We start from the raw sequence: 19,123 nt of genomic DNA, 5'->3' as shown, positions 1-19,123 counted from the left end.
TTGCAATGTTTGCTATATGGGGCATCGAAAAACAGACTTCAGACCCGGATATTTAGGTCTAGAAGCCTGTTTCGATGTCGATATTTCCGCTTTTCACCAGCACTTGTCAGCGTGCAAATGGGGTCATAACAAAGTAACTCAGCGCAGCAACAATCCCGAGTCCCATAGCCCACGCGCCTGTTGTCTTTTGACCTCTGGCGTAAGCAAAATAACCCAGTACTGCGGCTGCCGGCCCCAACACAATCGACCAGATGAACAAAGACGCGATTCCGAAGGCCAGACCTGTGTAGCCCATCGCACGACTTCCACTGTCTGTTCCGTCCAGTTCATCGTCTGCGATTCTATCCTTGACTGTGGCATTTCGTAGTTGCGTTGGAACAGGGCTTACTTCAGCAGCATACTCTTCACGATGTTCGCGTTCCCGGCGCGGATAATCGACTCTGCGAGGACGCAGAATGACTTTTTTGCGCTCAGAGGTCTCCTCCGACCGTTCGTGTTCGTTATCATAGTTATCCATGAGCGGGCCTCCTAAGAGTTCGGCTTGAAAGTCAGGCAACAGGTTGCAGATGAGGTATTGGCATGATCTTTATGATCACCATGAATCAGTTCTTCAGCGAATTCTTCTTTAAAATGACTTCCTGAGTGCTTGTCAATTTCAATGATGATTTCTTCGGCCCTGCAAATATTGCTTTCTCCCCAATAATGACAATTGCTGACACTGCACTTTACGAACGGCTTTTGATTGCTTGGCATCATCATCACCTCGGCTTCATTATGTCCGAGCGAGCATTCTGCTATCCAATTCACCACTTCCAGTTGATTCCCGAACTACGCTACCCTACCCTTAGCCACCTTTTTATACATAAAAAAGGATCAGCAACCCTGAACTGGGTTACTGATCCTAAGTAACATTGTGGATAAAACTATACCTGGTTTTGCATGCGCTTCTCGGTCAAATAATCATTCTCATAGTAAATCAGATCGTCGCGCAGTTCTTCATACAATTTGGTAATGTCCAGAATGATATCCCGGGCTGGACGTACGGGCTTCTTGCGGAAACGGATAGCATCCTGCCCAGTATAGGCATAACGACCATCTTCGGAGTAGCTTTCATTCTTGGGATAGAAGAAGTTGTTCACGCCATAATGGTAGACATTATAAAGCGCTTTCTGCGCAAATGACTCATCAAATGTGGCACGGCGCAAAGCAACTCCCAGCTTCTCATATGACATCTCGGAGAATACCAGCACATGACGCAGATCGGACAGAAACCCTTCATAGAAATGCACGGTTTCCTCATCCTGCTCGGTAACAAGCTGCGGTAATGCGTGCTGGTTCAGGAACAGCTCCATTTTATCGATTGCGATTTTAAGCTTTTCTCTCGTCGTTTCACATAATTTCTGCACATTAGCTGCTGACATGGCGGTTGCTCCCCCTTATTATTCCTTACTCTTGCCGTCGCTTACGTTCAATTTACGCTGTTCACATTTCAAGTTTCATGAGTTATTATGTTCCGTTGTTTAATCCTACAAGTTCAGGAATTCAATCCTAGGCTTTTCTTGCTTCTGATATTATCATAAAAAACGAGCCTGCGGTATCCCTTTTCTGCAATGCATAAAACAGGCTTCCGTTTCTCAATCTATGGAGACTACAAAGCCATGGAGGAACGGAAAACATGTCACGAAAAAATTTAAAAATCGCCGGTCTGCTGACCGCCATTGTTGCCGTTGTTCTGTTGACCTTCGCCCTACGACCGGCAGAAAAGGGAAGCACACCACTCAGACAAGCCTCAGTTCCTGGGCCCAAACAGGAGAAAGCGCTAAAGAAAACAACCCTTTCGCAAGATGTCACGGCAACAGATCGGTTGAACCGGGTGGATGTCAGCCGGCACCTGACAGTCTTGCTCAACAAGGCACATGGAGCTTCCTTGAAGGATGTTTCAGTGTATGCAGAGCACCTTAAGCAGGAACACGGGCATTTTGCCATGCTGACATGGATAGATTTCCGTACGAACAAGACCACCACCTTCAAATCTTCCCTTCCCCAGGCTAGCGCTCAGGAGAATAAAGTCCTACAGAAGTACCAGAAGCTTGCCAAGTCGGGCTTAAGAAATCACCAGTCCTACGAATCCCCGACTTTTGCAGTTGGCAAGGAAAAATATTATTTTATGGGCCAACGTGACAAGGACGGGAGCATCGGTGTGATTGCGCTAATTAATCAGAAAGTGCTGGGCAAAGTTGCTGATCATCAGATCAAGAATCTTCGCCTCATTCCTTATCCCAAAGAAGGAAAATTCCGTGTGGAATCCGTGCATACCGATACCCTTGGCGAACTGACCGTCAAGACCGGACACGACAATCAGAATGCCAGCCATTTTTATGAGAACGAGATTGTAGTACGCTTCCCGAACGGCCATCCCACTCAAGGACAGCTTCAGACCATTGTCGCTGACATCAACGGCAAAGAACCGCGCAAGTTGGGCTATGCTTATATTTTCCGCTCGGAGAAGATGAGCTTTTTTCAACTCAAATCGTATTTCGATAAAAAATGGCATCCAGAGTATACGGAGCCACACTATCTATATTTAACGAATGATACCGTCTCTGAAACAAATCCCGAGGTCATTACGCCCAACGACTTGCTTTACTCCACTTACCAGTGGAATTTACCGGCGATTGAGACAGGACAGGGCTGGAATTTGACCAAAGGCAGCAAGGATGTCATTGTCGGTGTCGTGGATACAGGTGTGCAGGCTAGCCATCCCGATCTACAAGGCAAACTTTTACCGGGCTATAATGCCGTGACAAAGGGCTCTACCCCGGATGATGATGTAGGTCATGGAACACATGTTACGGGCATTATCGGAGCTGTGGTTAACAATAACGAGGGTGTGGCGGGGATTAGCTGGTACAACAAGATTTTGCCGGTCAAAGCACTCGATAACTCTGGAGCGGGAACCACCTACTCAGTTGCTGAAGGTATCATCTGGGCCGCTGACAATGGGGCCAAGGTGATTAACCTCAGCCTCGGCAATTACGCTGACTCCCAATTTTTGCACGATGCCGTTAAATACGCCTACGACCGGGATGTAGTCCTAGTCTCAGCCTCGGGCAACGATAATACGGAGCGACCGGGATATCCCGCCGCCTATCCGGAAGTGTTGGCTGTAGCAGCCACTAACGCATCACATCAACGGGCGTCTTTCTCCAATTATGGTGATTATGTGGACGTTGCTGCTCCTGGTGAAAGCATTGCCAGCACATACCCGAACAGCCAATATGCGGCGCTATCAGGTACATCGATGGCAAGTCCCCATGTAGCGGCGGTAGCGGCATTGGTTCGATCTCTGAACCCCGATCTGAGCAATCAGGAAGTCATGGATCTGTTGATGAAAAATGCAATCGACCTCGGCACCCCGGGTCATGATAAATATTACGGCTGGGGCCAGGTCGATATTTACAAGACTCTGCAGGCAGCCTCCGGCAATACCGTTCCGCTGCAACTCTGGCCGCAGCATGTTCGGCAACAACTGAACCAGTTGAAGCAGCGAATGGGCGTCAAGCCTTGATACAAGGAAACGCAGAGCCGAATACCAAACTTGCCACCTTGATTAGTGATAAACGGTCGAGCCTATGCCTGAGACACTTTTACTGGATCTTGCCATCCGTTAACTCAGAGGCCATGTACCTGGACAGCAGCTCCAAAAATAGCTTCAGTCCCTGCTCCATACGAGCCTTATCCATTTGTGCATAACAAAGCCGAATATGGCTCGAGCTGCCGTCTCCGGCACGGCAGACATCACCAGGCAGGAATGAAATACTCTCCTGCTCAGCAAGTGTGTGCAATTTGTCGATCTGAAGTGTAGCCGGTAGTTCCAGCCATACATTAAGTCCGCCCTCCGGCAGAGTCCAGCGAACGCCGGAGGGCGCATGTTGCCTCAGCAGTCTCCCTGCACTCTCCATCCGCTCCCTTAAACCGATGCGAAGCCCGGCGGCATATCGTTCATAGCTGTCTGCTATGAACGGCAGTACGGCTCGCTGGGTCAGAAGCGGACTGCCGAGATCGCTGGCGGATTTGGCAGCAATCAGCCTCGACAGAATGTCACCTTCGGCGGCGACACAGGCGATTCGGCAGCCGGGAGCCAGTACCTTACTGAAGCTTTTCAAATACACGACATGACCATCTGTGTCCATCGACTTGATGGAAGGCGGTGGCGGGTCGCGGAAATATAGATCACTGAACGGATCATCTTCAACAATAAGACAGCGGTAGCTGCGAGCCAACTCCAGCAGCTGCTGTCTTCTTCGCATGCTCATCGTAACCCCGCTCGGATTTTGAAAGGTCGGGTTGGTATAGATCAGCTTCGGGGGCCGCTCGTCACATAGAGAAGTCAGTATATCTACTCTCATCCCTTCCCGGTCCATCGGCACAAAGATCATCTCTGCCCCGCGTCCGGCAAAAACATCAATCGCTCCTGTATAGCTCGGATCTTCGAGATAAACGACATCTCCCGGTCCGACAAAGGTGCGGGCCACGAGATCAATGCCCTGCTGTGAGCCGCTTGTAATCATCAGCCCGGAAGATACCAGCGTCATCCCTCGCTTCCGCAGATGCCGCCGCATGACCTCCCGCAGTTCCAGATCACCTTGGAAATTTCCGTAGGACGCCATTAATTCAGGCTGTTCCGACACAAGAGCAGCCATGGTACTGCCAATAGATTTCAGCGGCAGCAGTTCACGGTGCAATGAAGCCAGATGAAATGAATAGTCCGCTTCAGACTCATTGAAATTACGCCAGAGCTGCGCTCTTGGCAAATAATCATCATAACGTCCCTGCCAACCGCCTACTTCCCCAGCTCCCTCATGCTCCTCCGTATCTGTAACAAAGCAACCCTTTCCCTGAATACAGAGGATACTTCCCTTCTTCTCAAGCTCTGTATAAGCCTTGCTCACGGTTACCTGGCTGACCTTCAGTGATAAGGCAAGTTCACGTACGGAGGGCAGACGTGCTCCGCGGGGTAGAAGACCGGAGGAGATCCGCTGCCCTAATCTCTCACAGATTTGCTGAGGTAGGGATTGGCTGCTGCCACGCTTCAGTTCTATGTGCATACCGGTTAGCCCCCAACTGTTATATTCGGACCTTTACTGTTATACTCCCATGCCGTTATGATACCATCAAACCAAGAAGGCGGGGAGCAATCTTATGAATATCCAGTACTCTGCAGCGGCTCAAAATATAGGATCGTCAGTTGTTCGAGAAATCCTGAAAGTTACACAAGGTACAGATGTTATCTCGCTTGCGGGTGGATTGCCCGCAGAAGAGCTATTCCCGGTAGAAGCGGTCCAGACAGCCTACAATCAGGTGTTGTCAGGCAATGGTTCTGCTCTACAGTACGGGATCACCGAGGGCTTCACTCCCCTGCGCGAACAAATTGCCGAAAGACTTGCCCATCAGGGCATTCCCGTATCCAGTGATGAGATTATTTTAACTACAGGCTCTCAGCAGGCGATTGATCTGATCAGTAGGATTCTGCTAGACCCCGGCGATGCCGTGCTCGTCGAAACACCTACCTATCTCGCTGCATTGCAATCACTGAACTTCTACCGTGCTGACATCCATATTGTGGACCATGACAGTGAGGGGATGATACCTGAAGACCTGGAGGAAAAGCTGCGGAGGCTGAAGCCGAAGCTGCTGTACACCGTCCCCACCTTTAATAATCCCTCGGGGGCTACGTGGAGCAAGGAACGCCGCCTGAAGATTGTAGAGCTGTGTCAACGTTACGGCACTCTGATTCTGGAGGATAATCCCTATGGGGAACTAAGATTCACCAGTGATCCTGGCAGTATTCCGCCCACACTAGCGGCCATCGACCGAAGCAGCAATAAAGAACATTGCGTCATCTATACAGGCACCTTTTCCAAAATTGTCGCCCCTGCTCTGCGCACAGGCTGGATTGTCGCTGACCCTGCAATTGTCAGAATGGTTGCCAAGGCCAAACAGACAGCCGATCTGCATTCCAGCGCAATCGATCAGCGGGCATTGCACAGGCTGCTGCAGACGTTCGATATCGAGCGTCACATCGCTAGCGTCTCCCGTGAATATCATGCTCGGATGAAGCTGTTATCCCAGGAGCTTCTGGCTCAGGGGATGGAAGGATTGAGCTTCCGTGAGCCTTTGGGAGGCATGTTTCTTTGGCTGACACTACCAGCCGAAATCGATACAACCAAGCTACTGCCGATAGCCATGGAACATGGTGTCGCTTTTGTTCCCGGCGAGGTGTTCTATCCCTCCCATCCAGAGAAGAATACGATGCGCCTGAATTTCACCCATACGCCACCGCAGCTTGTTCAGGAGGGCGTTCAGCGCCTGATGAGAGCCATTGTGCAGTGGCGCGAACATGAGACTGCCATCATATAGCGTGCGGGTTTACCGAAATTATTTTATAAAAAACAAAAAACGGCGGCGTTACCCGGATAACCGGATACACGCCGCCGTTTGATCTATGCTGTTCATCGAACGATTGAAAAAAATCATACATAACGTTGCCAGTTAGGAAAGTTTGCCGTAAGCCGGGTTCTGTGCTCTTCGTGGTTCATACGGGAACTACCCTCCCACCATAAGCGACAATCATCTATCTAGGCCGTACATTACTGCACAGCTCCAGCGACCAACCTAGACGCGCCTCAGGCGAAGGCTGCTTCTTTCCGCGAGGAATGATGCTGCGTCTCATTAGGTCTTGCTCCAGATGGGGTTTACCAGGAACAAAGTCACCAGTGTTCCTCGGGGTCTCTTACACCTCGGTTCCATCCTTGCCTGTGCCGTCCGAAGACGGCCATCGGCGGTCCATTTCTGTGGCACTATCCTTCGGCTCGCGCCGACTGGACGTTATCCAGCACCCTGCCTTATGGAGCCCGGACTTTCCTCCCGCGGCTTGCGCCGCCGGCGATTGTCTGTCAAACTTTCCGAACAACATTTATATTATACAGACTTAAGTCAGCCTGCACAAGTGTAATTGTTTGGAATTATAGAAAATTGAATGGCTCTGTATTCACCTGCGAAGCATGGACTACTGTCTCATAGCGCCCTTCGGTAAGCTTCTGGGTCATCCACTCCGCAACTTTCTCCTTCATGATTTTCTCCGCGTTATGCCCGGGATCAATCAGAGTAATACCTGCCAGCAGCGCATCCTGAGCTGTGTGGTAATCAATATCTCCAGTAACCAGCACGTCCGCTCCACGGAAAATTGCACTGTTGTAGTACTTAGCCCCGGAACCGCCCAAAACGGCAGCCTTGCGGATCGGACGATCGAGATCGCCAACCACACGCACCTTATCCACCTTCAGTCCCTGTTTGACAGTTTCCACGAAGTCTCCGAGGGTCGTAGCTTCTTTAAGCTTCCCTACTCGGCCCAGACCAAGGCTGCGGCCCTTCAGATCCATCTGATACAGATCATAGGCCACTTCTTCATACGGATGCGCCTTCAGCATGGCCTGCACCACTTTGTTGCGAATTCCCTGCGGCACTATCGTCTCAATACGCATTTCCTCAGCACGCTGCATTTTACCCGGCTCCCCAATATAGGGCTCTGTTCCTTCACCAGGCAGAAAAGTGCCGTATCCCTCAATATTGAAGCTACAGTGACTGTAGTTGCCAATTGAGCCCGCACCTGCGTTCAGAATGGCATCCAGTACCTTCTGATGATGATCCTTCGGAACAAACACAACTAGCTTGGACAACTGCTCCGAATGAATATCCTTAATCGGTGCACTGTTCTCGATGCCGAGTGCTTCCGCCATCCAGTCATTCATTCCGCCTTCGGCCACATCCAGATTCGTATGGCTAATGTACACAGCGATATCATTCTTGATGAGCTTCTCATACAGTCGACCAGCTGGCGTATCGGTAAGAATACCCTGCAAGGGACGGAAAATAATCGCATGGTGGGCAATGATTAGATTACAGCCCAGGGAAATGGCTTCCTCCACAATCTCCTCATTCACATCCAGTGCAACCAGAATCCCGGTAATCTCCTTCTGCAAAGTGCCCAGCTGCAGCCCAACCTTATCCCAATCCTCAGCGATATGCTTTGGGGCAAGCTGCTCCATATACTGAACTACAGTCTGTCCTTTCGCAAGCATTCCAGCACCTCCGTGATTTCCTTGATCTGTCCTGTAACGACTTTCCGCTTGTACTCTGCAGAAGCCAGCTCGGAGCGAGACAGCGAGGCCAAAATGCTTTCCAGCTTCCGAATCTCACCCTGCCATTTATCAAAAAACACATCATTCGGCGATCTCAGCAGCCAAGGCCCCATCTGAATCAATCTTTCCTTGCTGCAGACAACTTCGCCGCCCGCCAGTTTCAGATCGCTGTACACCTCAGCATTGGTAAGGGTTCCCGCAGCTTCCGGCACCGCGGTCAAGACCTCATAGATCTTGCCGTCTTCCTCTAGAATGTGCTCAGCAGTGAGCACCCAGCCGTGCTCCAGCAACCAACGGCGAAGGTTATCTTCGCCAACATTCGGTTGAAGCGACAGCGTAGTCACGCCTTCCAGCTTCCCTTGCTGCCGCCCCCGGTCCAGAATCGCCGCAATCAGCGATCCCCCCATACCGGCGATAGAGATACTGTCCACCTCGCCGGGCTCCAGCACCTCCAGGCCATCTCCGCGGCGAACTGAGATCACCTTTCCTTTGCCAGCTTCCGCCACGCCTCTGCGTGCAGCTTCAAAAGGTCCCTCATTGACCTCTCCTGCGACAGCAAACACAGCACGTCCGCTCTCCAAAGCCGCTACAGGCAGCAGCGCATGATCGGAGCCAATATCGGCCAGCCGGCTGCCCTGCGGAATCTGCTCCAGCACCAGCTGAAGCCGTTCAGATAATTTAGTATTGTTCATGTAGCCACCCACGCAATCCATTTTTTTCGGAAAAGAAACAACAACGCCAGCTCTGCAGCAATCTTCGCTAATAGTAAAAAGGCAATCCACTGCGGATAATTATGGCGCAATAGAAGCGCATCCAGCTCTGGCAGAAGCCAGAGCGTGGCTCCCACTGCAAAGTAAACACCGGCAACTCCACTTACCCGGTAATGCAGCAACCAGCTCAGCCAGATCATCAGCACACACAACGGGAGCCAGAGCAGTTCCAGCTCAAAAATCGAAGCATCCGGACGCATCCCGCCGAAGAAGCTGCCATACAGCAGCGCCCAGAAGGCATAACCGCAGTATTGCAATAGCCCGATACGAAGGACAAAGCCAAGCACACACCAGAGCAAACCACAGGTTCCAATAAGAATTGGCCGCCAGAAGCCCGGATCAAGATCATGCAGCGAAATGAGCCACAGCCCGAATCCCAAGGTCAGCATGCTCCCGACTCCTGCCAGCAGCAGGCTGATCGTCCGGTTTCGCTTTGTGTAAATTGCTGCATATCCATAGCAGACAACCAAGACAGACAGGACGGTTGCGATTTGCAAAGGCCAAGGAAAAACGCTAAAATATATACTAATCAAGAAAAACAAGGAAATAATGCCAAAACCAAACAACCATATTTTGATGCTGCCCTGCTGCAGATTTTGCAGCGAGATCGGGTTGCTGTCCTTGACCGCAGTTTCGTCGTCATACAGGTTAGTCAAGAAATCACAGTATTGCTCCGGTAGCAGTCGGCTCTTTCGCCAATACTGAATTTCTTTCAAGATCGTGTCGCGTTTCTCCAAATTCACCGGCTCATCCCTCTCTCCGTCCATTAAACGAAAAGAACCTCCTGCCACTGAGCAGCAGAAGGTCCAGTTCATACATCCTATTCGAGGAAATCCTTCAGCCGTTTACTACGGCTAGGGTGACGCAATTTTCTAAGCGCCTTGGCTTCAATCTGACGAATCCGTTCCCGGGTTACGCCGAAGACCTTGCCAACCTCCTCCAGTGTTCTCGTCCGGCCATCATCCAGGCCAAAACGCAGACGAAGCACGTTCTCTTCACGCTCGGTGAGCGTGTCCAGTACATCCTCCAGCTGTTCCTTCAGCAGTTCGTAAGCCGCCGCATCCGCAGGGGCCAACGCTTCCTGATCCTCAATGAAATCGCCCAGGTGAGAATCATCCTCTTCACCGATCGGTGTTTCCAGCGATACCGGCTCTTGGGCAATCTTCATGATTTCTCTTACCTTTTCTACCGTTAATTCCATTTCCGCTGCAATTTCTTCTGGCGAAGGTTCACGTCCAAGCTCCTGCAGCAGTTGGCGGGAGACACGGATCAATTTGTTGATCGTCTCTACCATGTGCACTGGAATACGGATCGTTCTGGCCTGGTCCGCAATCGCACGGGTGATCGCCTGACGAATCCACCAAGTGGCATACGTACTGAATTTGAAGCCTTTGTTGTGGTCGAACTTCTCCACCGCTTTGATCAGACCCATGTTGCCCTCCTGAATCAAATCCAGGAACAACATGCCACGGCCTACATAACGCTTCGCGATGCTGACTACGAGCCGCAGGTTCGCTTCTGCAAGACGGCGTTTGGCTTCTTCATCGCCGTTCTTGATCCGCATGGCAAGCTCCACTTCGTCGTCTGCCGACAACAGGGGAACACGGCCGATTTCTTTCAAATACATCCGCACAGGATCATTGATCTTGATGCCCGGAGGCAATGACAGATCATCATCGAAGCTGAAGTCGTCATTATCGCTGCCTTCGTTGTCCTCACTTTGTCGAAGAGTCGTAACCTCTTCGTCATTCTCGTTCACAACTTCAATCCCCAAATCGCTAAGCTGCTCATAGAACTCTTCCATTTGCTCGGGGTCTTGATCAAACGGCGATAATTTCTCCATGATATCTTTGTAATTCAGTGATGATCTTTTCTTGCCATGTTCAATAAGTTGATCCTTAACCTGATCCAAAGTAAATTCCGCTTCGAGTTCAGTATGCTGATCGTTCGCCATAATTCGACTCCCTCCTCCCTAGGTACATCCTGCCAGGCATTTCATTGTCTCTCTAGGGCTATAATCTCACTTGCTATTTGTGCCGCACGCAAAAAGTCACCTGTTTTTTCGGCCTGAATCATTTCTTCTCGCTTCTGTTCCATCCTGCGCTGCAGGGGGTATTTCCGCACTTCACGGATGTAATCGTCCAGCACCTGCGTATTCCAGTCTGGAGGGGTATCCATCATAGAAATGGCAGTCGCCGTTTTTTCCAGACGGTCATCCTGAAGAGATGAGAGAAACCGGCTGATTCCCGGTGGTTTTCCTTGAGCGTAATAGGCGTATAGATAAGCGGCAATTGCCGCATGATCATCGATGTTGAACTCTTCTCCGAGGCGTTCGCCCACATATGTGGCGGCTTCCGGGTCCTGAATCATGAAGGACAACAGGCGCCGTTCTGCGACATGGTAAGCGGGTAGCAGCGTAGGTGTCTGCACTTGCCCTTTTTTATGCCTACCATTATTCCACCTATTATCGTTATTATCCCCTTCGGGGATGTTTTTTTGCATCGATGCCCGGAGTAAATTGCAATCCTGCTTTAAACTATCATATGACAGCTCCAGCTCGGAGGCGATTTCCCGCAAATAAACTTCTCGTTCCGTAGAGGAATGCAAGGATGCAATAATCTGAAGTGCTTCTTTTACGTAAGCAATTTTACCGTCTTCCTCTAGGAGTATATGGTTTTTTTTCAGATATATAAGCTTAAATTTCACGGATGAGACCGCCGACTCAATCACCTGTTCCCTGAACCGCTCCCCGCCAAAACGGGAAATAAATTCATCCGGGTCCAGTCCGCTGGGCAGCACGGCAACTTTCACGCGGAACCCCGCTCCCTCCAGCATAGGAATAGCCTTGATGGCAGCAGCTTGTCCCGCCCGGTCGCCATCATACGACAGCACAATCTCATCAGCCAGATTTTTCATCATTGCCACATGATTCTCGGTGAGCGAGGTCCCCATGGTGGCAACGCCGTTCAGCACACCTGATTCCCAGGCTGAAATGACATCCCCATATCCCTCTAACAGAACGATTTGCCGCGTTTTGCGAATGGATGCTTTCGACTGGTGCAGATTGTACAGAACCCTGCTTTTGTTAAACAGCTTGGTGTCCGGGGAATTCAGATACTTTGGTTGGCCTTCCCCCAGAATTCTTCCGGCAAAAGCAATCACCTTGCCTGTGCGGCTCGCAATCGGAAACATAATCCGGCCGCGAAAACGGTCGATGAAGCCTTTACCCTCGCCTCTGACAGACAATAGTCCGCCCCGCTCCATCTCGGCGAGATCAAATTGGCGCTTCTCCAAAAATTGCTGGAGTGTATCCCAGCGGTCCGGCGCGTACCCGATCTGGAACTGGTCAATCATTTTATCGCTGAAATTCCGGGATCTTAAATACTCCATGGCGGCAGTGCCGTGCTCCGTATTCTTCAGCAGAAAATGATAGAACTTCGCAGACCATTCATACGCTTGCAGCAGCCGGTCCCGTTCCGGGTCAGGCGGAGACAATAGCCCGCTTTTCCCTTCCGGAAGAGGAATGTCGCTTTCTTCGGCCATCGTTCTAACTGCCTCGGGGAAGGATAACCCTTCGATTTCCATCCTGAATTTGATGGCATTTCCGCCCATACCGCAGCTAAAGCAATGAAACACTCCACGCTCTGGAGTGACCGTGAAGGAAGGGGTTTTCTCCGAATGAAACGGGCAGAGGCCCCATAAATATTTCCCCCGCTTGGTCAACTGGACAACTTTACCGACGGTATCGACAATATCATGGCGTGCCAGCACGCTCTCGATGACCTCTTCCGGGATACTTCCCTGTCCGCTAGCCATTTCAACCACCTTCATCTCTTAACAAATAAATATAATTCGCTACAGCTGAACATTCTCCTGCAAAATTGTTAAAAGTTTTGTCAGTTTATGTTGAAAAAAGTTTTTCTCCTCAGCAGTGATGGGTTTTGGCCCTTTAGAATAGCGTCCCCGCCTTCGTTCCACTGCTCTGGCATGCCTTCCCTCCAGCATGAAATCCATCGTGGAATCCTTATAATCCTGGCCACGAAATGAAAGCACACTGCAGCGTTTGCCCAGCGCCAGTGCGGCCAGTCCATAATCCTGCGTCAGCACCACATCGCCTGCGGAGATATGATTGGCAATATACAGATCAGCACTCTGATCGCCCCGGTCCACCTGCACAACCGTTACCCCTTCTTCACTCTTAAGCGCATGGTCATAGGAAGATACCATAACCACTGGAATCCCAAAGGAGCGGCCTACAGCGGCAATTTCTTTTTTGACCGGACAAGCATCTCCGTCTACGACAATTGTTCTCACCGGAGACTTCTCCATCTTCATCACCAATTTCCCGTGTAGTATATATACGCGCTTCTGGTATAAAATCCTTCTTTATTCAATATAATCTGAATCCCGAAACGTGAGCTGACAATTTGGCAAAATCATAAATACGGAACAGTTGTCAAGCTGACGCTTTGGCACTGTTCCGTATATTTATACCCTAAACCATCAATCTATACCATAAAACACTTAACTTTTTTATAGCCAGGAATAAAGGAAGCGTCCTTTGTTTACCACACCAGCTTGCCGAAATCAGCGAAAATCTTCGAGTCGGCATCAATGCCAGCCAGCAGGGCCAGACGGTTAGCGCGCACCTTCTCATCCTCTGCCATAACCATAACGGAATCGAAGAATCCGGTAACGGCATCCTTCAAGCCGGAAAGAATAGACAATGCTTCTTCAGCTTGCTTGCTAGCAAGGGCGTCACGGTAAGGCGTGTGCAGAGCCTGCCATGTCTCATACAGTTTCACCTCAGCAGCTTCCACCAGCAATGCAGGGTCGATAGTGACTTCCGTTGCCTTGGCGGCAAGGTTGCTGACCCGGGTCAGGGAATCCACAGTAATCTTGAAATCCTCTTGTCCGGTGACGGAATCCATCAATGCCTTGCTTCTGGCCACTACATTCACTACATCATCAAAACCGGCAGCAATGACAGCATCCACTACATCATAACGAACATTGTCGGACAGTAGGCGTTTCACGCGCAGACCAAAGAACTCGTAAAGAGTATTACGCAGTTCCTCACCCGAATGTTTCAGATTTCGTGAACTTTCATGCACTTCAGTTGCAGCGGCAAAAATATCCTGCAGTGAGATTGGAAGCTGACGCTCCAGCACGATCTGCACGATCCCTGCAGCCTGGCGGCGCAGTGCATAAGGGTCCTGAGATCCAGTCGGAATGATGCCAATGGAGAAGCAGCCGACAATAGTATCTATTTTATCCGCAAGGCTGACTATCGCACCTGCATCTGTCGATGGAACCTGATCCCCGGCGAAACGCGGCTGGTAGTGTTCAAAGATCGCTTTGGCAACCGTCTCCGGTTCTCCGGCTTTACGTGCATAATCTTCACCCATGGTGCCCTGGAGTTCAGGGAACTCATAGACCATTTGGGTAACCAGATCGAATTTGCAAATATCAGCGGTGCGGCTGACTTCAGACGCAGTTGCCGCAGGCAGATTCAGCTTCGCAGCCAGCAGATCCGCGATCTTGCGAATTCGACGGACTTTATCGCCGATACTGCCGATTTCTTCGTGATACACGATATTTTCCAGCTTGGCCAGTGCGTCACTGATTTGCAGCTTCTGATCCTCTTCATAGAAGAACTTGGCATCAGACAAGCGAGCACGAAGCACTTTCTCGTTCCCCTTCGCAATCACATCCAGTGATTCCGCGTTTCCGTTACGGACAGTAACGAAGAATGGCAGCAGCTTGCCTTCTGTATCCAGTACCGGGAAGTAACGCTGATGCTCGCGCATCGAGGTAATCAATACGTCCTGCGGAATATTCAGGAAGGATGGGTCGAAGGTTCCGAACAGAACTGTTGGCGTCTCCACCAGGAACAATACTTCTTCAAGCAAATCTTCCTTGATGGCGATGGTCCAGTTTTTCTCAGCAGCCAGCTTGTGAATCTGATCTAGGATCAGGCTCTCACGTTCCTTCACATCAGCCAGCACATGCTGTGACCGCAGGCTCTCTACATAAGCGGCAGGCTCGGCAATTACAGTCTCGCCCCCGAGGAAACGATGTCCACGACTCGTATTACCGGCTTTGACACCAGTGATCTCCAAATCAATAATGTCCTGGCCGAACAAGGCAACCAGCCAGCGGATCGGACGTACGAACTTGAAGTCATAGCTGCCCCAACGCATGTTTTTCGGGAACGTCATGGCATTAACGATGTCCGTCAGACCTTCTGCCAATAGTGTGGATGTTTCTACACCAGCACTGCTTTTCGTAGCGTATATATATTCAACGCCTGCCAGTTCCTTAAAGGTAAACTGCTCTGGAGATACCCCTTGGCTACGGGCAAAACCAAGTGCTGCCTTGCTCCATTCGCCGCTTGCGTCCAGAGCAATTTTGCGTGACGGCCCCTTGACTTCTTCACTGATATCGGTCTGCTTATCCGCGGCATCCTTGACCAGAACAGCCAGACGACGGGGCGTTGCATAGGCGGTAACCCCGCTATGAGAAATACGCGAGGATTCCAGCCATTTGGACATTCTGTCTTCAAGCTGCTCCATCGCAGCACGGATGAAACGGGCCGGAACTTCCTCCAGACCGATCTCGAACAAGATATCTTTAGCCACGGTCAGCACCTTCTTTCTTCAGCAGCGGGAAGCCAAGCTTCTCGCGTTCCTCCACATATGTTGCAGCTACCGTACGAGCCAGATTACGTACTCTCGTAATAAAGCCGGTGCGTTCAGTTACACTGATTGCTCCCCGTGCATCCAGCAGGTTAAAGGTATGGGAGCATTTCAGCACATAATCATAAGCCGGGAACACCAGATGGTTCTCCATCGCTCTGCGGGCTTCTTCTTCATATGTGTTGAACAGTGTGAACAACATTTTGACATCGGAAACTTCAAAGGTATATGTGGAATGCTCCACTTCCGGCTGATGGAATACATCTCCATAGCTGATTCCGTCCACCCACTCCAGGTCGAATACATTTTCCTTCTCCTGGATATAGGAGGCGAGACGTTCCATACCATAGGTGATTTCAACAGCTACCGGATGTGTCTCGATACCGCCCACTTGCTGGAAGTACGTAAACTGTGTGATTTCCATCCCATCCAGCCATACTTCCCAACCAAGGCCCGCGCAACCAAGGGAAGGATTCTCCCAGTTGTCCTCTACAAAACGAATGTCATGCAAGAGCGGATCTACGCCAAGCGCCTTCAGACTTTCCAAATAAATCTCCTGGATATTGTCCGGGGACGGCTTGATAATCACCTGGAACTGGTGATGCTGGTACAAACGGTTAGGGTTCTCCCCGTAACGTCCGTCTGACGGACGGCGTGAAGGCTCTACATAAGCCACCTTCCACGGCTCTGGTCCCAGTGAACGTAAAAAGGTCATAGGGTTCATCGTACCCGCCCCTTTTTCCGTATCGTACGGCTGGACGATAATACAGTTGTGTGCTGCCCAAAACTGCTGCAGTGTCAAAATCATCTGCTGAAAGTTCATGCTACCGACTCCTTCGCTTACAAGTTTTTTCATGCCTGATGCCTTCTTTAGGCCTTGCGCTGGAGGCGGCTCTTCTCTATTCTTGCAGCGCACCGGAAGACTCTCCGGCTAGCCACAGGTCAAAAAGCTCCCGCCCCCATGCCTGATATACAGACATAGGGACGAGAGCTTAACATGTTCTCCCGCGGTTCCACCCTACTTGATCCGTCCCGTAACTGATCATGAAAAAACCAAGAACAGGGTGACGAATCCACTTTTCGCTTGGTGCCGCTTCGTACTCCCGGGTGCCATGTTCATGAACTTTGCCCTGCCAGGCTTCCACTGCCCCCGACTCGCTGATATGACAATACGGTTCATTACTTTCCCGATCGATGCACGTTCTCCTTAACGGAGCTATTACGGCAGACCACAATTAATAAAAGTAAACTGCCACTATATTAACGGAAATTTCGAGATTCGTCAAATCTCGTATTTATCCAGCTGGTCCAGAAAGTTCTGCGATTTCAGCCGTAGCCCAAGCTGCATATCCATAAATGATCGCATAATTTTCTTGAGTTCCAAACGGGTGGCTTCCTTCACATCCACATTGCCGAGCCGGGTCAGATCCAGTGCCGCGAATAAGCGTAGCAGCTTCAGCGCCCGGGGTGAAATCGTAAGTGCTGGAGGGTCCTGATGCTTGCAGCTTCGGCACAGCACCCCGCCGAGGCGGGGACTGATCAGAAGCTGGTCATCAGGTTTTTGCGAGCCACAGATGATACATGTATCCAATTCCGGACCATACCCCGCTGCCTGGAGAAGCTTCATTTCGAAAATATTAATAATCACACCGGGTTCCTTATCTTCTTCCAGCGCATTTAGGCAGGCCGTCAGTTGGCGAAACCAAAAGCTTCCGGTCTCCTCATCATGCAGCACACGATCCAGCAGCTCGCAGGCGTAGGAGGCGTAGGCCGCTTTGATCAAATCCTCACGCAGTGGATGATGAGATTGCGTAATCTCACCGGAGTTCAGCGTACCGAGTCCCCCGTTATTTCTGAAAAAAACAAATTCTCCAACTGTAAACAGCTGAATCAGCGCAGCATGGCGGCTTTTGACCTTCTTGGCACCGCGTACGAGCACACCTACTTTGCCCGCGTTCTCGGTGCAAAGCGTAATGATCGCGTTCCCTTCACCGTAGTCCATGCTGCGGATGACGATCCCTTCCACCCTGTGTAGCATGCCTCTTCCCCCAACCATTCGGCAAGCAACCAGTCCCTATTGCGCTTCTTCATCATAGACCTGCTCTTCCTCCGCCGGTACAGGTCCGCTCTCGGGGAGCGAGCCTGCAGCTTCCCTATACAGCAGATAAGCATCGACATCTCCAGTCATTGCAAAATACTTCCACGAAAAATCTCGCATTCGTATTCATCCTTTCTTCGGAAACACGATGTCTCTTCGAAATTAGGATGTGCGATGTACCGGGTTCTATCCTTGCAATTCCTGCCAAGGTGGCGAAGTCATTATTGATCTTTATGAAAACCCAAGTCACGCAGGACACGGTCCTGATTGCGCCAGTCTTTTTTCACCTTTACCCAAAGCTCCAGAAAAATCTTCGATCCCAGCAGACGCTCAATGTCCATACGAGCACGCTTGCCGACTTCTTTCAGCAGCGCCCCTTGCTTGCCGATAATGATTCCTTTCTGTGAATCGCGCTCGACAAAAATAACAGCTGAGATGTGTACCACACCGTTCGACTCCACACGCATATCTTCAATGGCCACCGCGATGGAATGCGGCACCTCTTCACGGGTCAGATGCAGGATCTTCTCTCGCACCAGCTCGGCAACGACAAACTGCTCAGGGTGATCCGTAACCTGATCCTCCGGATAGTACTGTGGCCCTTCAGGCAGATACTTCTGTATCTGCTCCAATAGCGTGTTGACATTGTTGCCCAGCTTGGCGGAGATCGGTACGATCTCGGCAAAGTTGTGCAGCTTTTGATATTGCGTGATCAGCGGCAGCAACGCTTCCGGCTCAATTTTGTCAATTTTGTTCATCACAAGAATAACCGGCGTCTTCAGCCCTTGTAACTGCTCCGCAATAAAACGGTCGCCTCCGCCCAGTCCATCTGCAGCGTCCACCAGGAACAATACAGCCTCTACTTCGCCCAATGTGCTCATCGCTGTCTGATTCATGAAATCACCCAGCTTGGACTGTCTCTTGTGAATCCCCGGTGTATCCAGGAATACGACTTGTGATTCATTCGTTGTATATACCCCGTGAATTTTATTTCTAGTGGTTTGCGGCTTGTCCGACATGATGGCGATTTTCTGTCCAATCACCTGATTCATAAGTGTCGATTTACCTACATTCGGTCTCCCGATAATGGCAACAAAGCCTGATTTGAACTTCTTCATCTAATCTTCCTTCCTTGAATGAACAATAATTTATTCTGGAAATCATTTAACTGGAATATATCCCGTTAAATTATGCATCGCCGTTCCTGGCGAATCATCCAGCCCATCGGGCTTGCCATATCGGCGGCAGCGCGCAACAACTTGCGTGGTATGTGCATCAGCATGAAGCCCATTAATACATTTCCCTAGAGATGGCTTCGTAAGTTACTACCCTAGTATTCCCGGCAAAGAAACGTAA

17 protein-coding genes and 1 other RNA gene are annotated in these 19,123 nt (G+C 50.5%); 2 read left to right on the top strand and 16 right to left on the bottom strand.

From position 1 onward, the window contains the following. Window positions 1–106: 106 nt before the first annotated feature. From ACFORK_RS02020 to ACFORK_RS02010, 3 genes are all read right to left on the bottom strand, one after another. Window positions 107–517, bottom strand: coding sequence for a hypothetical protein (locus ACFORK_RS02020; protein WP_379195089.1), 411 nt, complete (start codon window positions 515–517; stop codon window positions 107–109). Window positions 518–528: 11 nt separating this feature from the next. Next, window positions 529–807 carry a DUF1540 domain-containing protein gene (locus tag ACFORK_RS02015; protein ID WP_379195087.1) on the bottom strand — a complete coding sequence of 93 codons (279 nt, stop codon included), beginning with the start codon at window positions 805–807 and terminating at the stop codon, window positions 529–531. A 116-nt stretch (window positions 808–923) separates the two neighbouring features. Then, window positions 924–1,421 (bottom strand): YpuI family protein, encoded by a 498-nt coding sequence (locus ACFORK_RS02010; RefSeq protein ID WP_379195085.1) that lies wholly within the window; start codon window positions 1,419–1,421, stop codon window positions 924–926. A 254-nt stretch (window positions 1,422–1,675) separates the two neighbouring features. Between ACFORK_RS02010 and ACFORK_RS02005 the strand changes: the two genes are divergently transcribed. Further along, complete coding sequence (locus ACFORK_RS02005) at window positions 1,676–3,568, top strand: S8 family peptidase (protein ID WP_379195083.1); 1,893 nt, start codon at window positions 1,676–1,678, stop codon at window positions 3,566–3,568. Window positions 3,569–3,647: 79 nt separating this feature from the next. Here the strand turns inward: ACFORK_RS02005 and pdxR are convergent, their stop codons facing one another. After that, a complete protein-coding gene (gene pdxR / locus ACFORK_RS02000) occupies window positions 3,648–5,108 on the bottom strand; it encodes a MocR-like pyridoxine biosynthesis transcription factor PdxR (protein ID WP_379195081.1) in 1,461 nt (486 codons plus the stop codon). A gap of 94 nt (window positions 5,109–5,202) precedes the next feature. On the opposite strand from pdxR, the gene ACFORK_RS01995 reads away from it, so the two are divergent. After that, the gene (locus tag ACFORK_RS01995; protein WP_379195079.1) at window positions 5,203–6,420 is read left to right on the top strand and encodes an aminotransferase-like domain-containing protein; all 1,218 of its coding nucleotides are present in this window, start codon (window positions 5,203–5,205) and stop codon (window positions 6,418–6,420) included. 133 nt (window positions 6,421–6,553) lie between these two features. Here the strand turns inward: ACFORK_RS01995 and rnpB are convergent. The 12 genes from rnpB to era form a co-directional block, all read right to left on the bottom strand. Then, window positions 6,554–6,965: RNase P RNA component class A (gene rnpB, locus ACFORK_RS01990), an RNA gene on the bottom strand. A 60-nt stretch (window positions 6,966–7,025) separates the two neighbouring features. Then, entirely contained in the window at window positions 7,026–8,141 is a 1,116-nt protein-coding gene (locus tag ACFORK_RS01985; protein ID WP_379195077.1) for a Nif3-like dinuclear metal center hexameric protein, read from the bottom strand. Next, window positions 8,117–8,893 carry a tRNA (adenine(22)-N(1))-methyltransferase gene (locus tag ACFORK_RS01980; RefSeq protein ID WP_379195075.1) on the bottom strand — a complete coding sequence of 259 codons (777 nt, stop codon included), beginning with the start codon at window positions 8,891–8,893 and terminating at the stop codon, window positions 8,117–8,119. Before ACFORK_RS01980 ends, ACFORK_RS01985 begins: the two co-directional genes overlap by 25 nt. Beyond that, window positions 8,890–9,738: a hypothetical protein gene (locus ACFORK_RS01975; RefSeq protein ID WP_379195073.1), complete on the bottom strand. Its 849-nt coding sequence runs from the start codon at window positions 9,736–9,738 to the stop codon at window positions 8,890–8,892. Before ACFORK_RS01975 ends, ACFORK_RS01980 begins: the two co-directional genes overlap by 4 nt. 53 nt (window positions 9,739–9,791) lie before the next feature. Beyond that, the gene (gene rpoD, locus ACFORK_RS01970) at window positions 9,792–10,925 is read right to left on the bottom strand and encodes an RNA polymerase sigma factor RpoD (RefSeq protein WP_066364230.1); all 1,134 of its coding nucleotides are present in this window, start codon (window positions 10,923–10,925) and stop codon (window positions 9,792–9,794) included. Window positions 10,926–10,966: 41 nt separating this feature from the next. Continuing rightward, window positions 10,967–12,787, bottom strand: a complete 1,821-nt coding sequence (dnaG, locus tag ACFORK_RS01965; RefSeq protein ID WP_379195749.1) for a DNA primase — start codon at window positions 12,785–12,787, stop codon at window positions 10,967–10,969. A gap of 39 nt (window positions 12,788–12,826) precedes the next feature. Next, window positions 12,827–13,306: a YaiI/YqxD family protein gene (locus ACFORK_RS01960; RefSeq protein WP_379195070.1), complete on the bottom strand. Its 480-nt coding sequence runs from the start codon at window positions 13,304–13,306 to the stop codon at window positions 12,827–12,829. A gap of 230 nt (window positions 13,307–13,536) precedes the next feature. After that, window positions 13,537–15,612, bottom strand: a complete 2,076-nt coding sequence (gene glyS, locus ACFORK_RS01955) for a glycine--tRNA ligase subunit beta (protein WP_379195068.1) — start codon at window positions 15,610–15,612, stop codon at window positions 13,537–13,539. Further along, window positions 15,605–16,492, bottom strand: coding sequence for a glycine--tRNA ligase subunit alpha (glyQ, locus tag ACFORK_RS01950; RefSeq protein ID WP_066365582.1), 888 nt, complete (start codon window positions 16,490–16,492; stop codon window positions 15,605–15,607). Before glyQ ends, glyS begins: the two co-directional genes overlap by 8 nt. A gap of 459 nt (window positions 16,493–16,951) precedes the next feature. Next, on the bottom strand, window positions 16,952–17,707 hold the full coding sequence (gene recO / locus ACFORK_RS01945; RefSeq protein ID WP_379195066.1) for a DNA repair protein RecO: 756 nt from the start codon (window positions 17,705–17,707) through the stop codon (window positions 16,952–16,954). A 36-nt stretch (window positions 17,708–17,743) separates the two neighbouring features. Then, window positions 17,744–17,887, bottom strand: a complete 144-nt coding sequence (locus ACFORK_RS01940; RefSeq protein WP_379195064.1) for a YqzL family protein — start codon at window positions 17,885–17,887, stop codon at window positions 17,744–17,746. Between the two features lie 101 nt (window positions 17,888–17,988). Next, window positions 17,989–18,885: a GTPase Era gene (era, locus tag ACFORK_RS01935; protein WP_379195062.1), complete on the bottom strand. Its 897-nt coding sequence runs from the start codon at window positions 18,883–18,885 to the stop codon at window positions 17,989–17,991. Window positions 18,886–19,123: the final 238 nt, after the last annotated feature.

This window comes from Paenibacillus sp. GCM10012306, from assembly GCF_042649265.1.
Lineage (GTDB): Bacteria > Bacillota > Bacilli > Paenibacillales > Paenibacillaceae > Paenibacillus_AQ.
The sequence above is the reverse complement of the archived record's forward strand: the minus strand, read 5'-3'. Positions and strand labels throughout refer to the sequence as shown.